This is a genomic window from Nonomuraea sp. CA-218870, assembly GCF_050936535.1.
In the GTDB taxonomy this organism is placed as follows: domain Bacteria; phylum Actinomycetota; class Actinomycetes; order Streptosporangiales; family Streptosporangiaceae; genus Nonomuraea; species Nonomuraea corallina.
Genome location: NZ_JBNJMN010000004.1, coordinates 100,160 through 116,210, shown reverse-complemented (window position 1 = coordinate 116,210; position 16,051 = coordinate 100,160). Strand labels below are relative to the sequence as shown.

The following is a 16,051-nucleotide window of genomic DNA, read 5'->3' as shown; positions in this document are numbered from 1 at the left end:
GTGGGCGGTACTGGGTTCGAACCAGTGACCCCTCGCTTGTAAGGACTGTCCGGAAAAATCAGCCATCTGCGAGAACCCGGAAAACGCCTGGTCAACCGGTGTGTTCGGACGCGTTCGCGGGCGTTCAGGGGCGGATGGCGGGGCTTGATCGTCCCCGTCTCGTCCCCGCGCCGTCCCCGTCCCCGCCCCCGTCTTCCGCCACCGCGCGAGGACCCCTCGCTCAGGAAGCGAGCACTCAACCCCGCCGACACAACAACGGCCCCGCCTCCACGAGGAGACGGGGCCGCGCTCGTTCGAGGGTCAGACTTCGGGTCCGCGGATCTCCACCCGGTCGGCGGGCAACACCTCAACCTCCCCGCCGCGCTCGACGACCATCACCCATCCGCCCTCGGGTAGGTCCATCTCGGCGATCTCCTGCTCGCGGGCGGGGCGGGCGATGATGCGCACCCCTGGCTCTGGGGTGACCACGGTCATGAAGTCGGCGCCGGCCTTCACGAACGAACCCCGGTTCTTCACGGTGTAGATGAGGCCGAGGTCCCGCAGGACGTCGAGGGCGCGCAGGATCGTGTCGCGGGCGACGCCGAACTCCTGCGACAGGTGGACGACGGAGGGCAGGCGGCGGCGCGGCTGCCACTCGCCGGCGTCTATGCGGGCGCGGAGCGCGTCTACGATCTGCTGTTTCACCGTGAGATCGGAGTCATAATCGACCACATCCTGACCGTAGATTCGGCTGCTACCAGCCCTTATGCCGACTCAACCTATATAGGTCATGCTAGGTCAGATCGTGGATCGTACTAGTCACAGCACTGGGCTACTGGCGAGTAGAGGACTACTGTCGGCGCATGCCCCTTCCCGAGATCCCCGAGTTCACCACCTGGGAAGACGCGGACGGCTGGCACGCCACCTGGACGCGCCCCCTCACCGCCGAGGAGGAGCGGGCGCGCATCCCCGAGCAGGCCGACGCGCCCCGCCTCGCCGAACTGGAGACGGCTTGCGCCTGGCTGCGGATCCGCCGCGATCTGGCCAACCGGCCGAAGCGCCAGGTGTGGCGCACAGCAGACCTCGCGTCGCAGTTCCGTACCGGGGACCCGACGTGAGTTACACGACCGTCCCCTACGTGATCGCTTTCGCGGGCGAGGAGCGCCGCGACCGGCTGGTCTTCGAGCGGCACACGGGCTCGGACGGCGGGCTGCGGCTGGCCTACGCCGTGCCGCGCGCCGGCGACCGCGTAGGCGGCATCCTGCGCGCCCGCGTGCGGGACCTTCGCGCGAGGCCCGCCAGGCGGGGCCCCGAGCGGATGCGGAAGCTCAACACCAGGCGGCAGTGGGCGTGCATGGACCGGCTGCTGTGCCAGGTGTGCGCCCGCCCGGCAGCCGACCCGGGCACAGGGCGCACCTGGTGGATCCTGGTCCCGTCCGTGTTCGAGCCGACCGCCATGACAGGACTGCACCCGGACCGGCCGTGGACGGAGGGCGCCTGCGACGAGGGCCGCACGAACGCGCCGCCCACCTGCCGAGACTGCGTCGGCATCGCCCTGCGGGAGTGCCCGATGCTGCAGCAGCACGCGCTGGTGTGCACCGCGGAGCGGGTCGTCTCGGCGGGGGTGCTGGCCGACATGTACGAGCCGGGCCCCGGCCTGGCGCCCCGGCCGACCGCGCACAACGTCTACATCGCGTGGGACGCGTTCTCCCGCCACCCTCGCGCGCTGGCCACCTCTCAGGTGGTGCAGCTGTACGGGGTCGAGTCCAGCGTGACGCTGGCGCCCGGCTCCGGCGCCCATGATCTGCCCGGTCCTCGCGCTGCCCCGTGAGCCGCGAGGGCCGGGCATCCAACGTGGCCTCCGCTGCCCGCACAACTTGGGAGAGGGGGGCGGGCAGCGGGGGTCACTCCGCACAGCGGAAGGGAGCGGATCCGCGGACCCCTCGCCCAGCCTCGACCTACCACCTACCGTCGACACTATGGGCCCACGGAACGCGACCACACGGTAACCATCACCGACCAGAACGGAGAGCACCATGGGCAAGGACGAGAAGCCGATCTGTGGCACCTGCCTCGGCGCGGGCGGCGAATGGATCGAGCTCAACGGCCAGCGGAAGAAGGAACGTAAGTGGGTACCGTGCAGGGCGTGCTCCGGGACTGGGCGTAGGTAGCCGTGTCCGACCGGATCACCTGCCCCGAGTGCAACGGCCGGCGCGGGGAGCAGCTCGGTCCGCTGTTCCTCGCCTGCCGGTTCTGCGGCGGGACCGGCTGGGTGGGTGACACGAACGAGCCGGCCGAACGCGGCGAACAGGCGCCACCCGAGCCTCCTCCGGCGTGGGAGCACAAGGTGTGGCTGGACTCGTGGATCTCTCAGCGGGTGGGCTGCCGGTACTGCCTGGGCACCGGAAAGGTGACCACGATCGACGAGGAGTCGCGGACGATGGTGAGCGCGCCGTGTCCGGCGTGCACGACCCCGTAGCGTCTGCCGTAAGCACGCCAGCCCCCGCCCGACGAACCTCCGGGCGGGGGCTTCATGTCACCCGAAGGAGGGCAATCCGTTGAACCGCTCGCCCGGCCCCGACCGGCGGCCTACCGTCGAGGGCATGACCCCAGCCGACCGAGACTACTTCGCCCGCATCACCACCTTGCGCGGCAGCGTCGTCACCATCCCCGGCCTCACCGAGCAGCAGGCCCAGGCCATCGCCGACCAGCACGGGCCTACCGAGCGGCCGGCACTCACCGCCGACAAGGGCAAGACGACGTGCGGGCGATGCCAAGGCGCAGGCGGCTGGGAGGAAGAAGTCCGCTCGAAGAGCAGCGGCGGCAGCGAAGTCGTCACCAAGAAGTGGGTGAACTGCCGGCCATGCGGCGGCACGGGTCAAGTCCCGAAGTAGTCCGGAGCGCACGAACCCCCCCGCCCGACGAACCTGCGGCCGGAGGCTTCTCGTTGTCGCCGCTAGTCCGGAATCTCGAAGGCGAATGACCACTCGTGCCGGCTGGCCGCGTAGATACTCTTGCCGAACTCGATCACCTGCCCGTCTGCGGCGCGTACCCATCGGGCGACCTCAACGATCGGCTCTCCAGGCGGGAGGTTCATCTCTTCCACCTCCTCCGCAGTCGGCATTCGAGATTTCAGCTTCTCTGTCACCTCGTCTGGTGCGAGGCCGCACGCGAAGAGAATGTCGAGACTCCCGCGGATGCTCGCCTTGCCCGGTGTGTGTTTCTCCGGCAGCTTGGGAACCAAACTCAGGCTTGGCTGCGATCCGGGCGCCCCGGTTAGCTCCTCGGCCCTGGCTCTGATCTCATTGAAGTCCAGGCCCTTGAAGTATTCGAGGCCTGCCTGTAGGAGTCCGCGGCGGTTGCATATCGCCTTCAGGAGCTTCTCGTAGTGGGCTGCATAACCTGGGCTGCAAGGGGCTGAGTACCACTGGCTTGTGACTCTGACCCCGTGGCGGGCTGCTTCCTGCTGATGCGTTCGTAACCGCGCTTCGACGTCGGTTGCCCGCCCAACCTTGAGCGTGCCACTGTCGAAGGCGACCACGTAGATGTGGCTCGTGCGAGCGGCGGCGGGGTCAGGGTCAGGGCTATACCTCAGTGTCGGGTCCGGGTATGGGCTAAAACTCATCGTTGCCTGCCACCTGTCCGATCGGGAAAACGTGTCGCGTCGCAGCGCAGACCGTCTCCAGCGTGTGCACGGGGGTGCCTTCTTGGCTGTAGGACGCACGGAGCACCTGGGCAACCCACTCCCCTGATTCGAGCTCCAGCGTCTCCCGCTCGAACGCTGTCGGCCGGCGCACGACCAGATACTCCTCGGCCCGCCCGAACTGATATCCGAGGTCCTGTAGTGCGGCTTGCAGGGAGGGGCGCACGAACTCCGGTTCGGCGATCCTGGTGTCGGCGAACAGGTCCGCGCGGAAGAACGAGGTGGCGATCCGGACGGGAACGTCGTTGGCGTACATCAGCTTGCGGCGGGCGATCACCTCGTCGCCCGATTCCACTCCCAGCGCTGCGGCCACGTGGTCACTAGCCGGTTCGGGGCCGATGTAGAGCATGCGGCGTTCGGCTTTGATGCCCTGGCGTTCGGCCTCGACCAGGAACAGCGACACGGAGCCTCGGATCGACGGGTCTGTGGGCAGGGCTCGCTGGACGAGCACGCGCGGCGCTGGTTCGGAGGGCGGCTCGGGTGCTTTGGCCGCGGGCCCTTTGCTCATCTGGGAGATGCGGCCGGGCGTGACGCCGAGCCGTGAGGCGATCTGCTCCTGGGTGAGGCCAGCGCTGCGGGCTTCGGCAATGGCGTGCCGTCGATACTTGGCAGCTTCCTCGACGAGTGCCCTGTCCTGGGTCATGAGCTGGGTCAACGCGTGCGCCCGTTGGACGGGATCTGGGATAGTCGCCGCTTCTCGTAGGGCTCGCAGGTCCACGTGACAGCTCCACTCATGCTTGGCCGAAGGGATTGCAACCCCGACTATAGCCCCCTAAAGTCGAGGTGAGAATCCACGGCCTGGCGGCCAGAGAGGTGCGCACCCATGAGTGGAGAGCGTCAAGTCCCTCAGGAGTTCGCCGAGGGGTTCGCCGAGATCATGGAGAAGCTCGAAGAGGTCACCTGCATGGTGGCCGCCCTCGACGTGATCGCAGCCAACGCATATCAGCGCGGCCTGGAGGCCGGTCGCGCCCAGCGGAGTTCCGCAGCCTAGACGTCGCCGTCTTCTGGTTCGATGCCGGCCGTTCGGCAGATGCGGCGCACGTGTTCTCTGGTGTAGCCAGAGATGGTGACGATCCGCTTTTGGGGGACGCGCGCTCTCGCCGCATCGACGATGGTCTCGGCGAGTTCTCGGCGAGCCTCGGCTAGCTCGTCATAGAGCCGACGATATGCCGCTGCCGCTTCGGCTAGCCGATCCTCCTCTGTCGCCACACCGAACATCGTTACACACGTTGTGTGGCCAAACAATGAGGCATTCAGAACTTCCGACGTGCATATAACCGCATTTCGGGCATCCCATATAGCCACCTAATGTGGCCTCTTGACCTGGCCACATTGGCATGCCACATTGTGTGGCATGGAGACCACGGAGATGCTCCCTTCCACGGAGAGCACCCAGAGCGCCGCGTGCTCCCGCACGCCAACGCCGTTCATGCCCGTGAAAGAAGCCGTGGCCTTACTGCCCGTCTCTAAGGCGTACCTCTACACCGGGCTACGCGCCGGCAGGTTCCCCGGAACCACCTTCGGCAGGGCGCGGGTGCTCCTCCGCTCGTTCGTCGAGGAGTTCGTGTCGCGGGTCGAGGCCGGCGAGCGCATCACCTTTGAAGACTACGCCGCTGACTGGCGCACGAGAGACAGCTCGAAGGCGACGGTCTGATGGTCCACGTCGCCGACAGAAACGCCGAGGGCGTCCCGCTTCGGCCAAGACTCAGGACGCCCTCGCTCCGTTCAACCGATTGGAGCTACTTCATGATGGCACACCGCGACCACACGGTCTGCTGGCCTCTCACACTCCACCTGGCGGACGAGGGCGGCACCCGTACCTCGACCTTCCGCTACCGCACGTGGGAGCCGTTCTCCGTCACCCTCACCCTGCCCCTGGACGAGGGGGCGGCCGAGTTCGAGTTCGCCCGCGACCTGCTGGCCGATGGCGTCGAGGAGGCGGTCGGCGAGGGCCGGATCGAGGTCTCGCCCCACTACATCGACCCCGACCTGGTGACGCTCCGCATGTTCACGGCCGGCCGGTGGCACGAGTTCTACGCCCGCCGCGACGACGTGGACGGCTTCATCGACGCCACCTGCGAGCTGGTGCCGCTGTGCAAGGCGGCCGAACGTCTCGACCTGGACGCGCTCGTCCACCAACTCCTGGCCGGTGCGCGATGACTCCCGCCGAGATGAAGGACGCGCTCCAGACCGTCAACAAGCTCGTCACGGACTCAGCGCGCCGCCAGCCCGCCACCCGCCCGCTGATGGACCGTGGCGGCTGCACCCACCCCGCCTGTACCCGTTGCGGCACCCGCCCCCGGACGGTGCGGCGATGAGCCCGGCCCGGCCATCAGCCCCCAGCCGCTTCCCCGGTGGCCGGGCCTCCCTCTACTCCCCGTCCGCAGCGGGCGTGCCCGGAATCCAACCATCCACCCCGAGCGGGCGGGACTCACAACCGACAGACCCGATAGCGCTGGAACAGGACCCCGATGAACCCGATTGATGACCTGATCGCCGTCTACCAGGCGGTGCCGCTTCACTGGCGGGTCGGCGCGCTCGCGCTGATCGGCCTCGCGGTCCTGGTGGCCACACTGGTCATCGGGTGGCGCGTCTACCAGGCCGTGTCCGAGCGAGTGAAACGCACTCCCATCGAAGACACCCTGACGATCGTCGGCGCCACCATCGCCACAGGCGTGTCCGCCACCGGCATGTGGAAGTTCACCGGAGACGTGCTCGACCTGTGGTGGCCGCTGCGGATCGTCTTGTTCGCGTTCATCGAGGTCGCTGTCGTCACCTCCGCCGTGCGCGCCCGCCGCTCCATGCGGGAGAACTACTCCGCCGGCGTGGACGGGATCGCGGTGTGGGTGCTGGCCGGACTGACCGCCGTACTGTCCAGCCTGGACGCGGCCAGCTTCGGCGAGGCAGCTTTCCGTCTCGCCTCGCCGCTGGTCGCCGCCTGGTTGTGGGAGCGCGGCATGCGGCTGGAACGCCGCCGCATGCGCGGCATGACCGGCATCAACTGGCGTCTCACCCCCGAGCGGATCCTGGTCCGTCTTGGCCTCGCCGAGGCGACGGACCGGACCGCGGGCGATGTCGACGCGCACCGCAGGCTCACGCGGGTGGCTCTCGCCATCAAGAAGGTGCGGGCGCTCCAGCAGGCGAACGCTCCAGCGCGGAAGGTTCAGAAGGCGCTCGCCAAGCTGGACAAGGCGATGGACGCCGCCGTCGAGTACGCCAGCCTGGCCGTGGACGAGGCGCGGCAGGAGGCGCTGCTGGCGCAGATCGACACCCTGTACAGCACGGGCGTGCTCGTCAAGCGGGAGAAGGTGCCCGCGTGGGCGGACCCGGTCAGTGAGCGGCAGCGCGCAGAGGCCGCCGCCGCGGTGGACGAGCTGCGGCGCCTGAACGCCGCCGAGGCCACCCAGCGGGCACTCGACAACGCAGCGCTGAAGCTCATGTCGTTGACCCCGGACGTGACCCCCGAGTTGATCAATTCTGGGGTCAACAGCAAGGTCAACAATCAGGTCAACAACGGCCCCGCTCAGACGCCTGAGAACGGCTCAAAGTTGAGCCCCGAGTTGACCTCCAGGTTGACCCCCGAGGTGACCATCGAGAGGGTCAACAACCCGATCAACTTCGACGTCAACAACGCCGCCGCCTACGACCTCGGCCGGATGCTGTCCGCCGACCCCTACATGACCTCTCCGTTGACCCCCGAGTTGACCCCTGGAGGCGTCAACAACGAGGTCAACGACGACGCCGAATCAGCGCCGAAGACGCAGGTCATGAAGGACCTCTGGGACGCCGAGGTCGCCGAGGACCGGTACCCGAGCGTGACCGAACTCGCCCGGCATGCCGGTGCCGACGTCAGCCTCGCCTCCCGAAAGCGCAAGGAGTGGGTGGCGGAGCTTCCGTGGCGGCAGCGACGCAAGGCCGACCCTCCGAAGAAGGTGACCGCGTGATGGCCCGCTACTTCGACCCGATCTGCGAGCACATGCACAACCGTGAAGACCTGCCCACCTGCCCCACGCGCGGCGTGAACTTCAGCCGTGGCTGCGAGGGCTGTGAGCGGGTGGCCGGCGTGACCCCGTGCGGGGTGGTGGCGGCATGACGCCCGGCAACGACCGTCCCGACACCCCAGCCCCGCAAGGAGACCCCATGCCGAACGACGCCCCCATCCCGATCGAAGACCTCCCCAACGACAAGCTCGAAGCCCTCGCCGAGGTGCTCTTCGACCTCGGACGCAGCGAGCAGGACCGGCGAGACCGGGACCGCGCCCTGGACGAGTTGCAGCGGCGCGGTTGGCCCTGGTGAGGAGGTAATAGCTGATGGGTTCTAGCGAGTGGTCCGGCGACATGCTGGACCGGCCGGAGATGGTGGAAGCGTTCGCCGCCCAGCTGCGGCGGGCTATGTCGGAGTACGCCGACTATGTGGCCCGCATCAGGCGTGATGCCGAGGCGATGTGGAGGGAGAACCCGCCGGCCGAGTACAGCACGTTTGAGGCGTGGTGGCGCCACCACAAGGTCACTGCCCCGTTCGCGGAGATTCAGCAGCATCTGGAGGCGGCGGCGGCGCTGACGTTCCGGCTGGAGGCACGTTACCGCCGCCACCGGCACGAGATCCCGGATCGTCGCCAGGCCGAGGCGCGCAGGCGCGAGCAGAGGGCGCTGGACGGCGGGCAGGAGCCCGCTCCGTCGCCGCGGCCGGCCGCTCGTGCGGCTGAGGAGTCTTCCTTTCTCGACATGATCCAGCGCGGCGGGCGGAGGTCGGCATGAACCAGCCGATGGCTGCCGGTAACCGTCGCCGGCATTGGGAGGCGCGGCAGGCGCAGAACGCCGCTCTCGGCGCTAAGGGTGTCGCCCTCGCCTGGTCGGATCAGGCGAGGGCCATCGCTGCGGGGAGGGCCCGGAGCGGCGATCACAGCGCATGGTCGGACCTGGTGACGGTTCTGGAGACGTTCTGTGCCCGGTTCGCGGCGGACGGGACTCGGCGTGCGGAGAACCAGCGACGGCATTGGGAGGAGCGGCTCGCCGCGCTGGACGGCGCGCCGATGAGGGCGGTCGCGTTGGCGTGGTGGGACAGGGCCCGGTCGGTGGCGGGCGGCCAGGGTGACGCGGCTTGGAATGACTTGGCGTTGACGCTCTCCAACTACTGCCAGCGTTACGGAGCGTGATCTCCATGTTCATGTTCATGTGCCGGGTGTGGGTCTCGCGCGCGCATTATGCGGACGCGCGGACGCGGACGCGCGCGGACGCGTGCGCGCGAGGGTATCGATCACTCTCCGTTGATGCAACAAGCGGGGTCCGTCATGGCCGATGACCACAACGTGGTGAGTTTCCGGCCCCGCTCGGACGGCGGCCCGGTGCCGCTTCCGCCGCTGCCAGGCGATCCCCGTCCGGAGGTGCGGATGGCGGCGCCAGCCGAGGCCGCGTCTGACCGGGAGACGGTGGCGGCGTTCGCGATGTCCGGGCTGCCGGGGGTGGAGACGATGACCCCTCCCGCCGCTCTGCTAATGCCGCCGCCTCCTGCCCTTGGTGGCGGCTCCGGAGGCGGGTCGGGTGATGACGGGAGCGGCGACGAGGACGGCGCCTTCGTGCCGCCCCAGCCGGAGGATCCTGACCGCCCGACCGTGCGGGACACGCTCGCGCTCGCCGTGGCGCTGGTGACCGCTCTCGGCGTGGCCGCGGCGCAGGGCATGTGGCATCGCGCCCGCCAGCGTCAGGCGCTCGCCGATCAGGCGCGGGCGAACGCGGACAAGGCGCAAAGCAAGGCGGTGGGCGGGCGGAAGGCGTCTGATGCGGGCTCGTCCGGGTCGCGGGGGTCGTCCGCGCTGCGCTCCACCGGGTCGTCGAGACGGAACGGCGATGACTCCGGCGGCGGGAGCAGGCGCCGCCGTGGCGGCAAGGACCGGCCCGATGGGCGCGATACGTCGCTGCGCAAGCCCGGCCCGGGGAAGGCGCCCAAGGCGCGCCGCGACGGCAAGGCGATGTGGAGGGACCGCAGTAAGCGGCGCAGACGCCCGCCCGGCAAGGACGACCTCAAGCGGCGCCGCGGCGGTGACGGCAGCATGCCGCCGAAGCGGCCCGGCGCCGACAAGCGCACGCTGGCTCCTAAGACCCCGAAGAGCCCGAAGGGTCGGGGCAAGCTGCGATGGAAGGCTCCGAAGCGTCGGAAGGGCGACCGGCCGAAGGGCTGGACGTCCGGCCGGCCCGGCGCTGGCCGGAAGAGCAAGGCGGACCGCAAGGACAAGAGCCCGCGTGATCGGCTGTCGTGGAAGGCACCCAAGCGGCGACCCGGCCCTGGCGGCGATAAGGCCATCGGCGGGCGGAATCGGTGGAAGCGTAGGCCGCCCGGAGCCGGTAAGACGCGGAGCAAGGGCGGTAAGCCCAGGACGCAGCGCCGGTTCCGTAGGTCTCGGCAGTTCGTCCGGTGGACGTGGAAGAGCGGCACCGCGTGGCGTAAGCGCCGGCGCGCCTGGCGCCGGGCGGCGTCCCATGCGGCTGGAGCTGCGGGCTCCTCCCATACCGGGGGTACCGGCGGCCGGGAGTCGTGGACCCGCTCGACACCTCCCCCTCCGCCTCCCGGGTGGGAGGGGATGCGCCCCCCGCCCGGCGCGAACCGGACCGTGCGGGTGACCGTCGAGCGCGTCGACGAGCCCGCCCGCCCCCGCCCGGAGTCGGAACCGCTGTTCCTGACAGGCGCACCGCGTCATGGACGGGCGGCCCTGCCCGCCTCCCGGGCTCACAAGCCAGCCGCGCACCCGACGAACGGAGCACGACCCGTGAGCAAGCCCGTCCGGACCACCCAGCATCGGGACGCTGATCTCACCATCTATGACGTGATCGAAGCTGACGCCGATATGGCCGAGGAGATCCTGGCCGGGGTGGACGAGGCGCGAGCAGCTGTGGACGGCTGCGAGCAGCTGCTCACCAAGCTGGAAGCCGTCCACGCCAAGATCATCGATTTGAAGGTGCCCGGCGTGCTGGCCGGCTGGATGGTGCGGCTCATGGAGAAGACCGCCACAGTCAAAGCCCGCGCCCAAGCCATCGCCGACCGGCTGCCCGCCGCCTCCGAGGCCATCTCGGTCGCGGGCGGCAACGCCGCAGCCATCTACAAGCCGCCCGCGGACGTGACCCGCGACATGGGCCACACCCGGCCCGCCGAGCGCGACTACCACAACGAGTAGGAGAACTCCTCATGTCCGAACTTGAACGCCACCACACCGGCGGCGCGGTCGCCACCAGCGGGGGTGTCATCGACACCGTCGTCCGCTACACGATCGTGATCGCCCAGCTCACCATGGCTGGTGTCAAGCTGCGTGGCCTGTCGGAGCAGGTGCGCGGCACCTACCGGTATGTCGAGGGCTGCTCGGCCTCGGTGGACCGGCTCGCCGACCAGATGGCGTCACTGCACGTCGACCGGGACACGATCGGCGAGCACCGGCAGGCCGCCGCAGTCATGCGGTCCGTGCTCGGCGAGGCGGAAGCGATGGCCGCCGCCACCGAGGACCTGTCGGTGATGTTCGAGCAGGCGTCCGATGCGCACCGGGCCGACTACGGGCCGGTCGCCGACTCCATCCACGCCATGCCGGTGCCGATGCCGGACGCGTCGTTCCTCAGCAACCGCTAGCCGCAGGGAGGGGATTCGCCGTGGCCCGGTCCGTGAAGCCGCCGCCCCTGGCGCCGGTGGACGACGTGACGATCCCGCAGTGGCAGGCCCTTATCAGGGTGCGCCGTCGCGTCGATGTGGTGCGCAGCGCGGTCGGCCGCGTGGCCACGCTGGCAGGTGCGTGCGCCGCGGCGTCCGGCCTGTTCTCCGGAGACCTGACCGGGGCCGCGCTGCTGGCGGACGCTGCGCTCACGCTGGGCGGGCTGGCCACGCTGCGGCTGTGGAAGCCGGACGGGCAGCAGAAGGCGGTCGCGACCGTGCTCTACCTGGCGCCAGGTGTCAGCCTGGGCGTGCTGCTGCTCGCCGAGCGGATGGTGCCGGGCATCCACTGGGGTGAGGCCGCCGCGCTGACCGTGTGGACGGCGGGCGTGTGGGCGGTACGGCCGGCCCGGCTCGCCCGGCGCATGCTGGCCCCTCCCCCGCCACGGCTCCCCGCACCAGCAGCGGCCCTCGACAGCGAGGCAGCATCCGAGCATCCCGCCACCCGCTGGTGGGCTCAGAACGTCGCCGTCGACGGCGGGGCGGTACCCGGGACCGTGCTGGACTCCGTGGAGCAGACCGGCCCATCCTCGGTGCGGGTCGTCATCCGGTCGGCGGCACCCGGCCACCCCGTACCGGACGTGTCGGTGAAGGCCCTGTCGGCGCTCCTGGACGTCCCCGAGGACCTCATCGACGTCGCCCCTGTACCTGGTCGTGGCGCCTCCTATCGGCTGCTGACGATCGGCCGGCCCGAGGACCACGATCCGGCCTCGGAGTGGGCGCGCAGGATCGCCCCCGCGGCGATGCCCGGCGCTGTACTGACCGGCGTTCGAATCGGCCGCCCGCCCACCATGACCACCGAGGAGGAGTAAGCCGTGCCCGTCCTGGCTGCCCGTGACAAGGTGGTCGAGCTGATGCTAGAAGTGCCGCAAGGCCAGGTCATCCGCTACGACCTGGCCGCGCTGTGCTCCGCCCTCGATATCGCCGACCCGACCCGCGTGGTGGTCGAGACGGACGGATCCCGGCGGGCGATGGTCACCATCTACCCGTCCAACCCGCTCGCGGTCATGCCGCCGCCCTCCTTGAGCGACATGATGATGGACCGGCACGGCCGGATCGTCGTCGGCCGCCACCACAACGGGCGTCCTGCCCGTGAACGGATGTTCGACCCACGCACCGGGTCGGCGGTGCGGGCCCTCGTGTTCGGCACGACCGGGGCCGGTAAGTCGCGAAAGGTCCAGTACAAGCTGGCGTGCGAGAAACGCAACCGCGTTGCCTCCTGGTACGGCGACTTGAAGGGCGGGCAGTCCGCGCCGGAGGCCGAGAACAACGTGGATTGGCGCGCCACTTCGCAGGAGGCGGCCATCCTGATGCTGCGCTCCGGCGTCTCGGTCGCCGCCGAGCGGCAGCAGCGCTACAGCGCGATGGGCCGCAACGCGTTCCTGCTCAACAATCCGGACCCGCTGCTGTCAGTGCGGATCGATGAAGCGAACCGGCTACTGGAACGGGGCGCCCCATACCGGGACGAGGCGACCTACCTCGTGAAGGAGCTTGGACGGACCGGCCGCAGCGTCGGCATCGGCATCGAACTCGACGCCCAGGCTTCCCACCTGGAAGAACTCGGCGGCTCCGACACGCTGCGCGCCATGCTGAAGGAGGGCGAGGTCACGCTGCTGCGCTGGAGCTCGTCCATGATGCGGCATCTCGTCGCTGACGGGCTGCTGCCGGCTGGCGAGCAGTTGCAGCTGATCCCGAGGACGTTGACGCCGCGGGTGCTACGTAGCCAGTTCGACCTGTACGCCGACGATGACGATGACGTCTGCGACACACAGGGCATGGCCTATCTGCTGTCCGGACCGCGCCCAACCTCGCTGATGCGGCATTTCCGGATCGGGTCGATCGAGCCGCTGCCCGGCCTCGACCCCGAGATTCTGGAGCTGTACGGCGACGACGAGCCCGCAGGGCTTGAGGAAGCCTCATGGGAGGCCGCGGGCGACGCTTACGCGGCCCGGCATGACCCGGACGCCATGGCGGCACTGTGCCGGGCGCTGCAGGAGGAGTACGCCGAGCAAGGCCAGTCCGCGGAGGGTGCGGGAGACGCCCCTGTCCGCCGCGGTCGCAAGCTCCGCCTGGAAGACCGCGTCGTGACCGCTCTGGCGCAGGCCGGCGACTCTCTGACCGCCGAGGAAGTCCTCGACGTCGTCAACCAGGACGGTGGCCGGGAGGTGAAGCTCGGCTCCGTCCGCAACGCCCTCAGTCAGCTCGCCGACGAGGGCGACGCCGCCCGTGTGGGCCGCAACCTGTACGCGCTCGACCCTCACTGATCTCAACGAAGGGAAAGCACCATGGTCACCAAGACGCTCGCCTCCGCGGTCTTCTGCGCGGCGGCACTGCTTGCCGCCACAGCCTGCGGCCAGCCAGCGGGAGATTCGCAGGCCGGGTTAGAGACGTCCATCGACACCGACCAGCAGGCGTCGGCCAACGACATCCCCGGCGTGGTGATGGCCCGGCTCGGCGGCGACAGGGGCCTAATGATCCTGCCGATCGAGGACGCCCCGTCGTACTCCCGGCTGGCCACGCCGGAGCAGGTGAAGGCGTGCCCGCTGGACTCCCGCTACCCGGACTGTCTGCCGTAGGCGTGCTCTGCGGATGCTCGCCCGGCCTGACGTCGGGCGGGTGTCCGGAGCGTCCGCTCCCACGAGGGCTCATCCCGCGGCTGCTCCGCTACGCCCCGGCCTGCCATCAGCAAGCCCGGGGCGTTCACTGACTTGTCCAGATCGTCCAATGAATCTTCCGACATACTCCGTTATGGACAACCCTTTCTCCCTCAGGGAGGTGCCTATGCAAGGCGAACCGATCCTGTCCGTCGTCCGGCTCGACCTGACACACCCGGGCGCACACGCCGAATCCCGGGACATCCACCGCATGCACGCGCGCGTGATGACCGCAGTGTCAGGGCAGGGCCCGCGCGGCGGACGGGTCCTGTGGGCTCAGCCGCGCCGGGACGTGCTGCTCGTCCAGGCGGGCCGCGCCGCAGAAGTGCCTGGCCGGTACGCGAGCGCCTGCCGGTCCTCGCCCGCCCGGCTGTGGTGGGAGCGCGGCCGGCGGGTCCGCTTCTCGATCGTGGCCTGCCCGACGATGGCGCCGGCCAGAGAGCGCCAGGGCGGTGTGCGGGTCGGCCCGCACCGGAGGATTCCGCTGCCGGAGGGGGAACGCGACGGCTGGCTGCTGCGCAAGCTCGGCGGCGCGCTGTCCGTCTCTGAGATATCCGGCGAGCCGCTGGGAAGCCGTGTCGGCCGCCGGGAGGGCTCGCTGGTGACGCACGTGTGGCACGCCTGGTCCGGGCGGGCTTCGGTCGACGACCCTGAAGCGCTCTCCGCTCTGCTGCTGGCCGGGGTCGGCCCGGCCAAAGGGTACGGGTGCGGGCTTCTCGTCGTACGGGAGGCGTCGTGAGCGGTCGCTGCTGTCCCGGCTGCGGGGCCAAGCCGATCGCCGCGTACCGGCTTTTCTGCCCTCCGTGTGAGGGGCGCGCCCCGAAGAAGATGCAGGAGGCGCTGTCTGCGGCCAGGGCCAGGCTGGACCGGGCCACAGCGGAGGTCGCCGACTGGCTGCGCACCCACCCGAAGGTCACACGCCGCGAGCTGGAAGTGATCGAGCTGGTGTCGCACGGGCTGGAGAACGCCGACATCGCCGCCCGGCTGCACGTCTCCGAGGAGACGGTGAAGTCGACGCTGCGGGACGTCGGCCAGCGGTGGGGGTGCCGGGGCCGCGGCAGCCGGGCGCAGATCGTGGCGACCGCGTTCCGGCTCGGCTACCTGCAGACGACGAGGACGGAGCAGGCGATATGAGCTACCCGACCGCGCCGGTCATGGTGTGGGAACTGGCCGGGCGTCCCCGCCGTGCCACGCTCGGCGTCACCGCCACCCCGGGGGTGTGCGCCATGTGCGCCCGCGACGTCGAGGAGAGCGCCCCGGCGAAGAAGTGGCTGGAAGGCAAGAGCTTCGTCGACCCTGGCCATCTGCGGGCGCGCTCGGCAAGGGTGTGCGAGGCGTGCGCCTGGTCGTGCACCGGCAAGGGCATGGATCAGGTGCGCATGTGGACCATCCTGACCCGCACGGACCGGGTGCTGCCCGCCTCGCACCCGAAGGCGGCGTTCGCCGCCGATCACGTGCATTTCACGTCAAGGGCGGACATGCGGGCGGTCGTGGACACCCTCGCCGACCCGCCCGCCGGCGACTGGCTGGTGTGCGTGGCCGAGTCCGGCCAGAAGCACGTCCTGCCGTACGCGCACGTCAACCACGGGCCGGGCCGCTGGCGGGTGCGGATGGACGCCCTGGACATCTCAGCGACACCCGCCGAGTTCCGGCACGTCCTCGCCCATGTGGTGCGGCTGCGGGAGGCGGGGTTCACCGCCGAGGAGATCGAGCATCTCGCGCCGCCCGTGCACCGTCTGACCGCCGACACGCTGCCGGTGTGGCGGCACCACGCAGGCGCGCTCGCCCCGTTCCGGGCCGGAGCGCTGATCCATCTCGTCACCTTCCTCATCAACAAGGAGCACCTGAGTGAATACCTCGACAGGTACGGGGCTGCCGGACCAGCAGACGCTGCTGGGCTGGGGCAGCAGGTTCGTGAATGCGCTGCTGGACACGCCGGGCGTCACCCAGAACCTCGGCAAGAACGTGTGGACGCGGGCCAGGACCGCGCTGGAGACGGGCACCTCGACGGCGTCCTTTTCTGAGG

At 69.9% G+C, this 16,051-nt stretch carries 25 protein-coding genes; 20 read left to right on the top strand and 5 right to left on the bottom strand.

What is annotated here, in order from left to right; translation table 11 throughout:
* Positions 1-300 precede the first annotated feature (300 nt).
* Positions 301-684 carry a GntR family transcriptional regulator gene (locus tag ACQEUU_RS37825; RefSeq protein ID WP_433071609.1) on the bottom strand — a complete coding sequence of 128 codons (384 nt, stop codon included), beginning with the start codon at positions 682-684 and terminating at the stop codon, positions 301-303.
* A gap of 158 nt (positions 685-842) precedes the next feature.
* Here ACQEUU_RS37825 and ACQEUU_RS37820 point away from each other — a divergent pair, with 158 nt between their 5' ends.
* From ACQEUU_RS37820 to ACQEUU_RS37805, 4 genes are all read left to right on the top strand, one after another.
* On the top strand, positions 843-1,097 hold the full coding sequence (locus ACQEUU_RS37820; protein WP_433071611.1) for a hypothetical protein: 255 nt from the start codon (positions 843-845) through the stop codon (positions 1,095-1,097).
* Positions 1,094-1,810 (top strand): hypothetical protein, encoded by a 717-nt coding sequence (locus ACQEUU_RS37815; RefSeq protein ID WP_433071613.1) that lies wholly within the window; start codon positions 1,094-1,096, stop codon positions 1,808-1,810. Before ACQEUU_RS37820 ends, ACQEUU_RS37815 begins: the two co-directional genes overlap by 4 nt.
* 342 nt (positions 1,811-2,152) lie before the next feature.
* Positions 2,153-2,458, top strand: a complete 306-nt coding sequence (locus ACQEUU_RS37810; protein ID WP_433071615.1) for a hypothetical protein — start codon at positions 2,153-2,155, stop codon at positions 2,456-2,458.
* A gap of 124 nt (positions 2,459-2,582) precedes the next feature.
* Positions 2,583-2,873, top strand: coding sequence for a hypothetical protein (locus ACQEUU_RS37805; RefSeq protein ID WP_433071617.1), 291 nt, complete (start codon positions 2,583-2,585; stop codon positions 2,871-2,873).
* A 62-nt stretch (positions 2,874-2,935) separates the two neighbouring features.
* Here ACQEUU_RS37805 and ACQEUU_RS37800 read toward each other — a convergent pair whose 3' ends face one another.
* A complete protein-coding gene (locus tag ACQEUU_RS37800) occupies positions 2,936-3,520 on the bottom strand; it encodes a UTRA domain-containing protein (RefSeq protein WP_433071618.1) in 585 nt (194 codons plus the stop codon).
* 73 nt (positions 3,521-3,593) lie between these two features.
* Positions 3,594-4,325 carry a UTRA domain-containing protein gene (locus ACQEUU_RS37795; protein ID WP_433071620.1) on the bottom strand — a complete coding sequence of 244 codons (732 nt, stop codon included), beginning with the start codon at positions 4,323-4,325 and terminating at the stop codon, positions 3,594-3,596.
* A gap of 180 nt (positions 4,326-4,505) precedes the next feature.
* Between ACQEUU_RS37795 and ACQEUU_RS37790 the strand changes: the two genes are divergently transcribed.
* Positions 4,506-4,673, top strand: coding sequence for a hypothetical protein (locus ACQEUU_RS37790; protein WP_433071622.1), 168 nt, complete (start codon positions 4,506-4,508; stop codon positions 4,671-4,673).
* Here the strand turns inward: ACQEUU_RS37790 and ACQEUU_RS37785 are convergent.
* A complete protein-coding gene (locus ACQEUU_RS37785) occupies positions 4,670-4,891 on the bottom strand; it encodes a hypothetical protein (RefSeq protein ID WP_433071624.1) in 222 nt (73 codons plus the stop codon). The genes ACQEUU_RS37790 and ACQEUU_RS37785 overlap by 4 nt on opposite strands.
* Positions 4,892-5,036: 145 nt before the next feature.
* Here ACQEUU_RS37785 and ACQEUU_RS37780 point away from each other — a divergent pair, with 145 nt between their 5' ends.
* The 7 genes from ACQEUU_RS37780 to ACQEUU_RS37750 all read left to right on the top strand — a co-directional run bounded on the left by ACQEUU_RS37780 (position 5,037) and on the right by ACQEUU_RS37750 (position 8,837).
* The gene (locus ACQEUU_RS37780; protein WP_433071625.1) at positions 5,037-5,336 is read left to right on the top strand and encodes a helix-turn-helix domain-containing protein; all 300 of its coding nucleotides are present in this window, start codon (positions 5,037-5,039) and stop codon (positions 5,334-5,336) included.
* 92 nt (positions 5,337-5,428) lie between these two features.
* The gene (locus ACQEUU_RS37775; RefSeq protein ID WP_433071627.1) at positions 5,429-5,842 is read left to right on the top strand and encodes an SsgA family sporulation/cell division regulator; all 414 of its coding nucleotides are present in this window, start codon (positions 5,429-5,431) and stop codon (positions 5,840-5,842) included.
* A gap of 311 nt (positions 5,843-6,153) precedes the next feature.
* A complete protein-coding gene (locus tag ACQEUU_RS37770; RefSeq protein ID WP_433071629.1) occupies positions 6,154-7,626 on the top strand; it encodes a hypothetical protein in 1,473 nt (490 codons plus the stop codon).
* Positions 7,623-7,775, top strand: coding sequence for a hypothetical protein (locus ACQEUU_RS37765; RefSeq protein ID WP_433071631.1), 153 nt, complete (start codon positions 7,623-7,625; stop codon positions 7,773-7,775). Before ACQEUU_RS37770 ends, ACQEUU_RS37765 begins: the two co-directional genes overlap by 4 nt.
* A gap of 47 nt (positions 7,776-7,822) precedes the next feature.
* Positions 7,823-7,978: a hypothetical protein gene (locus ACQEUU_RS37760; RefSeq protein ID WP_433071633.1), complete on the top strand. Its 156-nt coding sequence runs from the start codon at positions 7,823-7,825 to the stop codon at positions 7,976-7,978.
* Positions 7,979-7,992: 14 nt separating this feature from the next.
* Positions 7,993-8,439, top strand: a complete 447-nt coding sequence (locus tag ACQEUU_RS37755; RefSeq protein ID WP_433071635.1) for a hypothetical protein — start codon at positions 7,993-7,995, stop codon at positions 8,437-8,439.
* Positions 8,436-8,837, top strand: coding sequence for a hypothetical protein (locus tag ACQEUU_RS37750; protein ID WP_433071636.1), 402 nt, complete (start codon positions 8,436-8,438; stop codon positions 8,835-8,837). Before ACQEUU_RS37755 ends, ACQEUU_RS37750 begins: the two co-directional genes overlap by 4 nt.
* Positions 8,838-9,173: 336 nt before the next feature.
* Here the strand turns inward: ACQEUU_RS37750 and ACQEUU_RS37745 are convergent, their stop codons facing one another.
* Positions 9,174-9,428 carry a hypothetical protein gene (locus ACQEUU_RS37745; protein WP_433071638.1) on the bottom strand — a complete coding sequence of 85 codons (255 nt, stop codon included), beginning with the start codon at positions 9,426-9,428 and terminating at the stop codon, positions 9,174-9,176.
* A gap of 1,017 nt (positions 9,429-10,445) precedes the next feature.
* Between ACQEUU_RS37745 and ACQEUU_RS37740 the strand changes: the two genes are divergently transcribed.
* The 8 genes from ACQEUU_RS37740 (at position 10,446) to ACQEUU_RS37705 (ending at position 16,049) form a co-directional block, all read left to right on the top strand.
* Positions 10,446-10,850 (top strand): hypothetical protein, encoded by a 405-nt coding sequence (locus ACQEUU_RS37740; RefSeq protein ID WP_433071640.1) that lies wholly within the window; start codon positions 10,446-10,448, stop codon positions 10,848-10,850.
* A gap of 11 nt (positions 10,851-10,861) precedes the next feature.
* The gene (locus ACQEUU_RS37735) at positions 10,862-11,293 is read left to right on the top strand and encodes a hypothetical protein (protein WP_433071642.1); all 432 of its coding nucleotides are present in this window, start codon (positions 10,862-10,864) and stop codon (positions 11,291-11,293) included.
* Between the two features lie 20 nt (positions 11,294-11,313).
* Positions 11,314-12,183: a hypothetical protein gene (locus ACQEUU_RS37730; protein ID WP_433071644.1), complete on the top strand. Its 870-nt coding sequence runs from the start codon at positions 11,314-11,316 to the stop codon at positions 12,181-12,183.
* Between the two features lie 3 nt (positions 12,184-12,186).
* The gene (locus tag ACQEUU_RS37725; RefSeq protein WP_433071646.1) at positions 12,187-13,635 is read left to right on the top strand and encodes a hypothetical protein; all 1,449 of its coding nucleotides are present in this window, start codon (positions 12,187-12,189) and stop codon (positions 13,633-13,635) included.
* A 21-nt stretch (positions 13,636-13,656) separates the two neighbouring features.
* Complete coding sequence (locus ACQEUU_RS37720; protein WP_433071648.1) at positions 13,657-13,947, top strand: hypothetical protein; 291 nt, start codon at positions 13,657-13,659, stop codon at positions 13,945-13,947.
* Between the two features lie 205 nt (positions 13,948-14,152).
* Positions 14,153-14,764: a type I-E CRISPR-associated protein Cas6/Cse3/CasE gene (locus ACQEUU_RS37715; RefSeq protein WP_433071650.1), complete on the top strand. Its 612-nt coding sequence runs from the start codon at positions 14,153-14,155 to the stop codon at positions 14,762-14,764.
* Positions 14,761-15,159: a response regulator transcription factor gene (locus ACQEUU_RS37710; RefSeq protein WP_433071652.1), complete on the top strand. Its 399-nt coding sequence runs from the start codon at positions 14,761-14,763 to the stop codon at positions 15,157-15,159. The genes ACQEUU_RS37715 and ACQEUU_RS37710 overlap by 4 nt, the downstream gene beginning before the upstream one ends.
* Positions 15,156-16,049: a hypothetical protein gene (locus ACQEUU_RS37705; RefSeq protein ID WP_433071654.1), complete on the top strand. Its 894-nt coding sequence runs from the start codon at positions 15,156-15,158 to the stop codon at positions 16,047-16,049. Before ACQEUU_RS37710 ends, ACQEUU_RS37705 begins: the two co-directional genes overlap by 4 nt.
* Positions 16,050-16,051: the final 2 nt, after the last annotated feature.

What these genes read in the sequence shown, in the direction of transcription:
- ACQEUU_RS37820 (WP_433071611.1), top strand. Translation starts at nt 843, where the DNA reads ATGCCCCTTCCCGAGATCCCCGAGTTCACCACCTGGGAAGACGCGGAC.
- ACQEUU_RS37805 (WP_433071617.1), top strand. Translation starts at nt 2,583, where the DNA reads ATGACCCCAGCCGACCGAGACTACTTCGCCCGCATCACCACCTTGCGC.
- ACQEUU_RS37795 (WP_433071620.1), bottom strand. Translation starts at nt 4,325, where the DNA reads ATGACCCAGGACAGGGCACTCGTCGAGGAAGCTGCCAAGTATCGACGG.
- ACQEUU_RS37790 (WP_433071622.1), top strand. Translation starts at nt 4,506, where the DNA reads ATGAGTGGAGAGCGTCAAGTCCCTCAGGAGTTCGCCGAGGGGTTCGCC.
- ACQEUU_RS37780 (WP_433071625.1), top strand. Translation starts at nt 5,037, where the DNA reads ATGGAGACCACGGAGATGCTCCCTTCCACGGAGAGCACCCAGAGCGCC.
- ACQEUU_RS37775 (WP_433071627.1), top strand. Translation starts at nt 5,429, where the DNA reads ATGATGGCACACCGCGACCACACGGTCTGCTGGCCTCTCACACTCCAC.
- ACQEUU_RS37770 (WP_433071629.1), top strand. Translation starts at nt 6,154, where the DNA reads ATGAACCCGATTGATGACCTGATCGCCGTCTACCAGGCGGTGCCGCTT.
- ACQEUU_RS37760 (WP_433071633.1), top strand. Translation starts at nt 7,823, where the DNA reads ATGCCGAACGACGCCCCCATCCCGATCGAAGACCTCCCCAACGACAAG.
- ACQEUU_RS37755 (WP_433071635.1), top strand. Translation starts at nt 7,993, where the DNA reads ATGGGTTCTAGCGAGTGGTCCGGCGACATGCTGGACCGGCCGGAGATG.
- ACQEUU_RS37750 (WP_433071636.1), top strand. Translation starts at nt 8,436, where the DNA reads ATGAACCAGCCGATGGCTGCCGGTAACCGTCGCCGGCATTGGGAGGCG.
- ACQEUU_RS37735 (WP_433071642.1), top strand. Translation starts at nt 10,862, where the DNA reads ATGTCCGAACTTGAACGCCACCACACCGGCGGCGCGGTCGCCACCAGC.
- ACQEUU_RS37720 (WP_433071648.1), top strand. Translation starts at nt 13,657, where the DNA reads ATGGTCACCAAGACGCTCGCCTCCGCGGTCTTCTGCGCGGCGGCACTG.
- ACQEUU_RS37715 (WP_433071650.1), top strand. Translation starts at nt 14,153, where the DNA reads ATGCAAGGCGAACCGATCCTGTCCGTCGTCCGGCTCGACCTGACACAC.
- ACQEUU_RS37705 (WP_433071654.1), top strand. Translation starts at nt 15,156, where the DNA reads ATGAGCTACCCGACCGCGCCGGTCATGGTGTGGGAACTGGCCGGGCGT.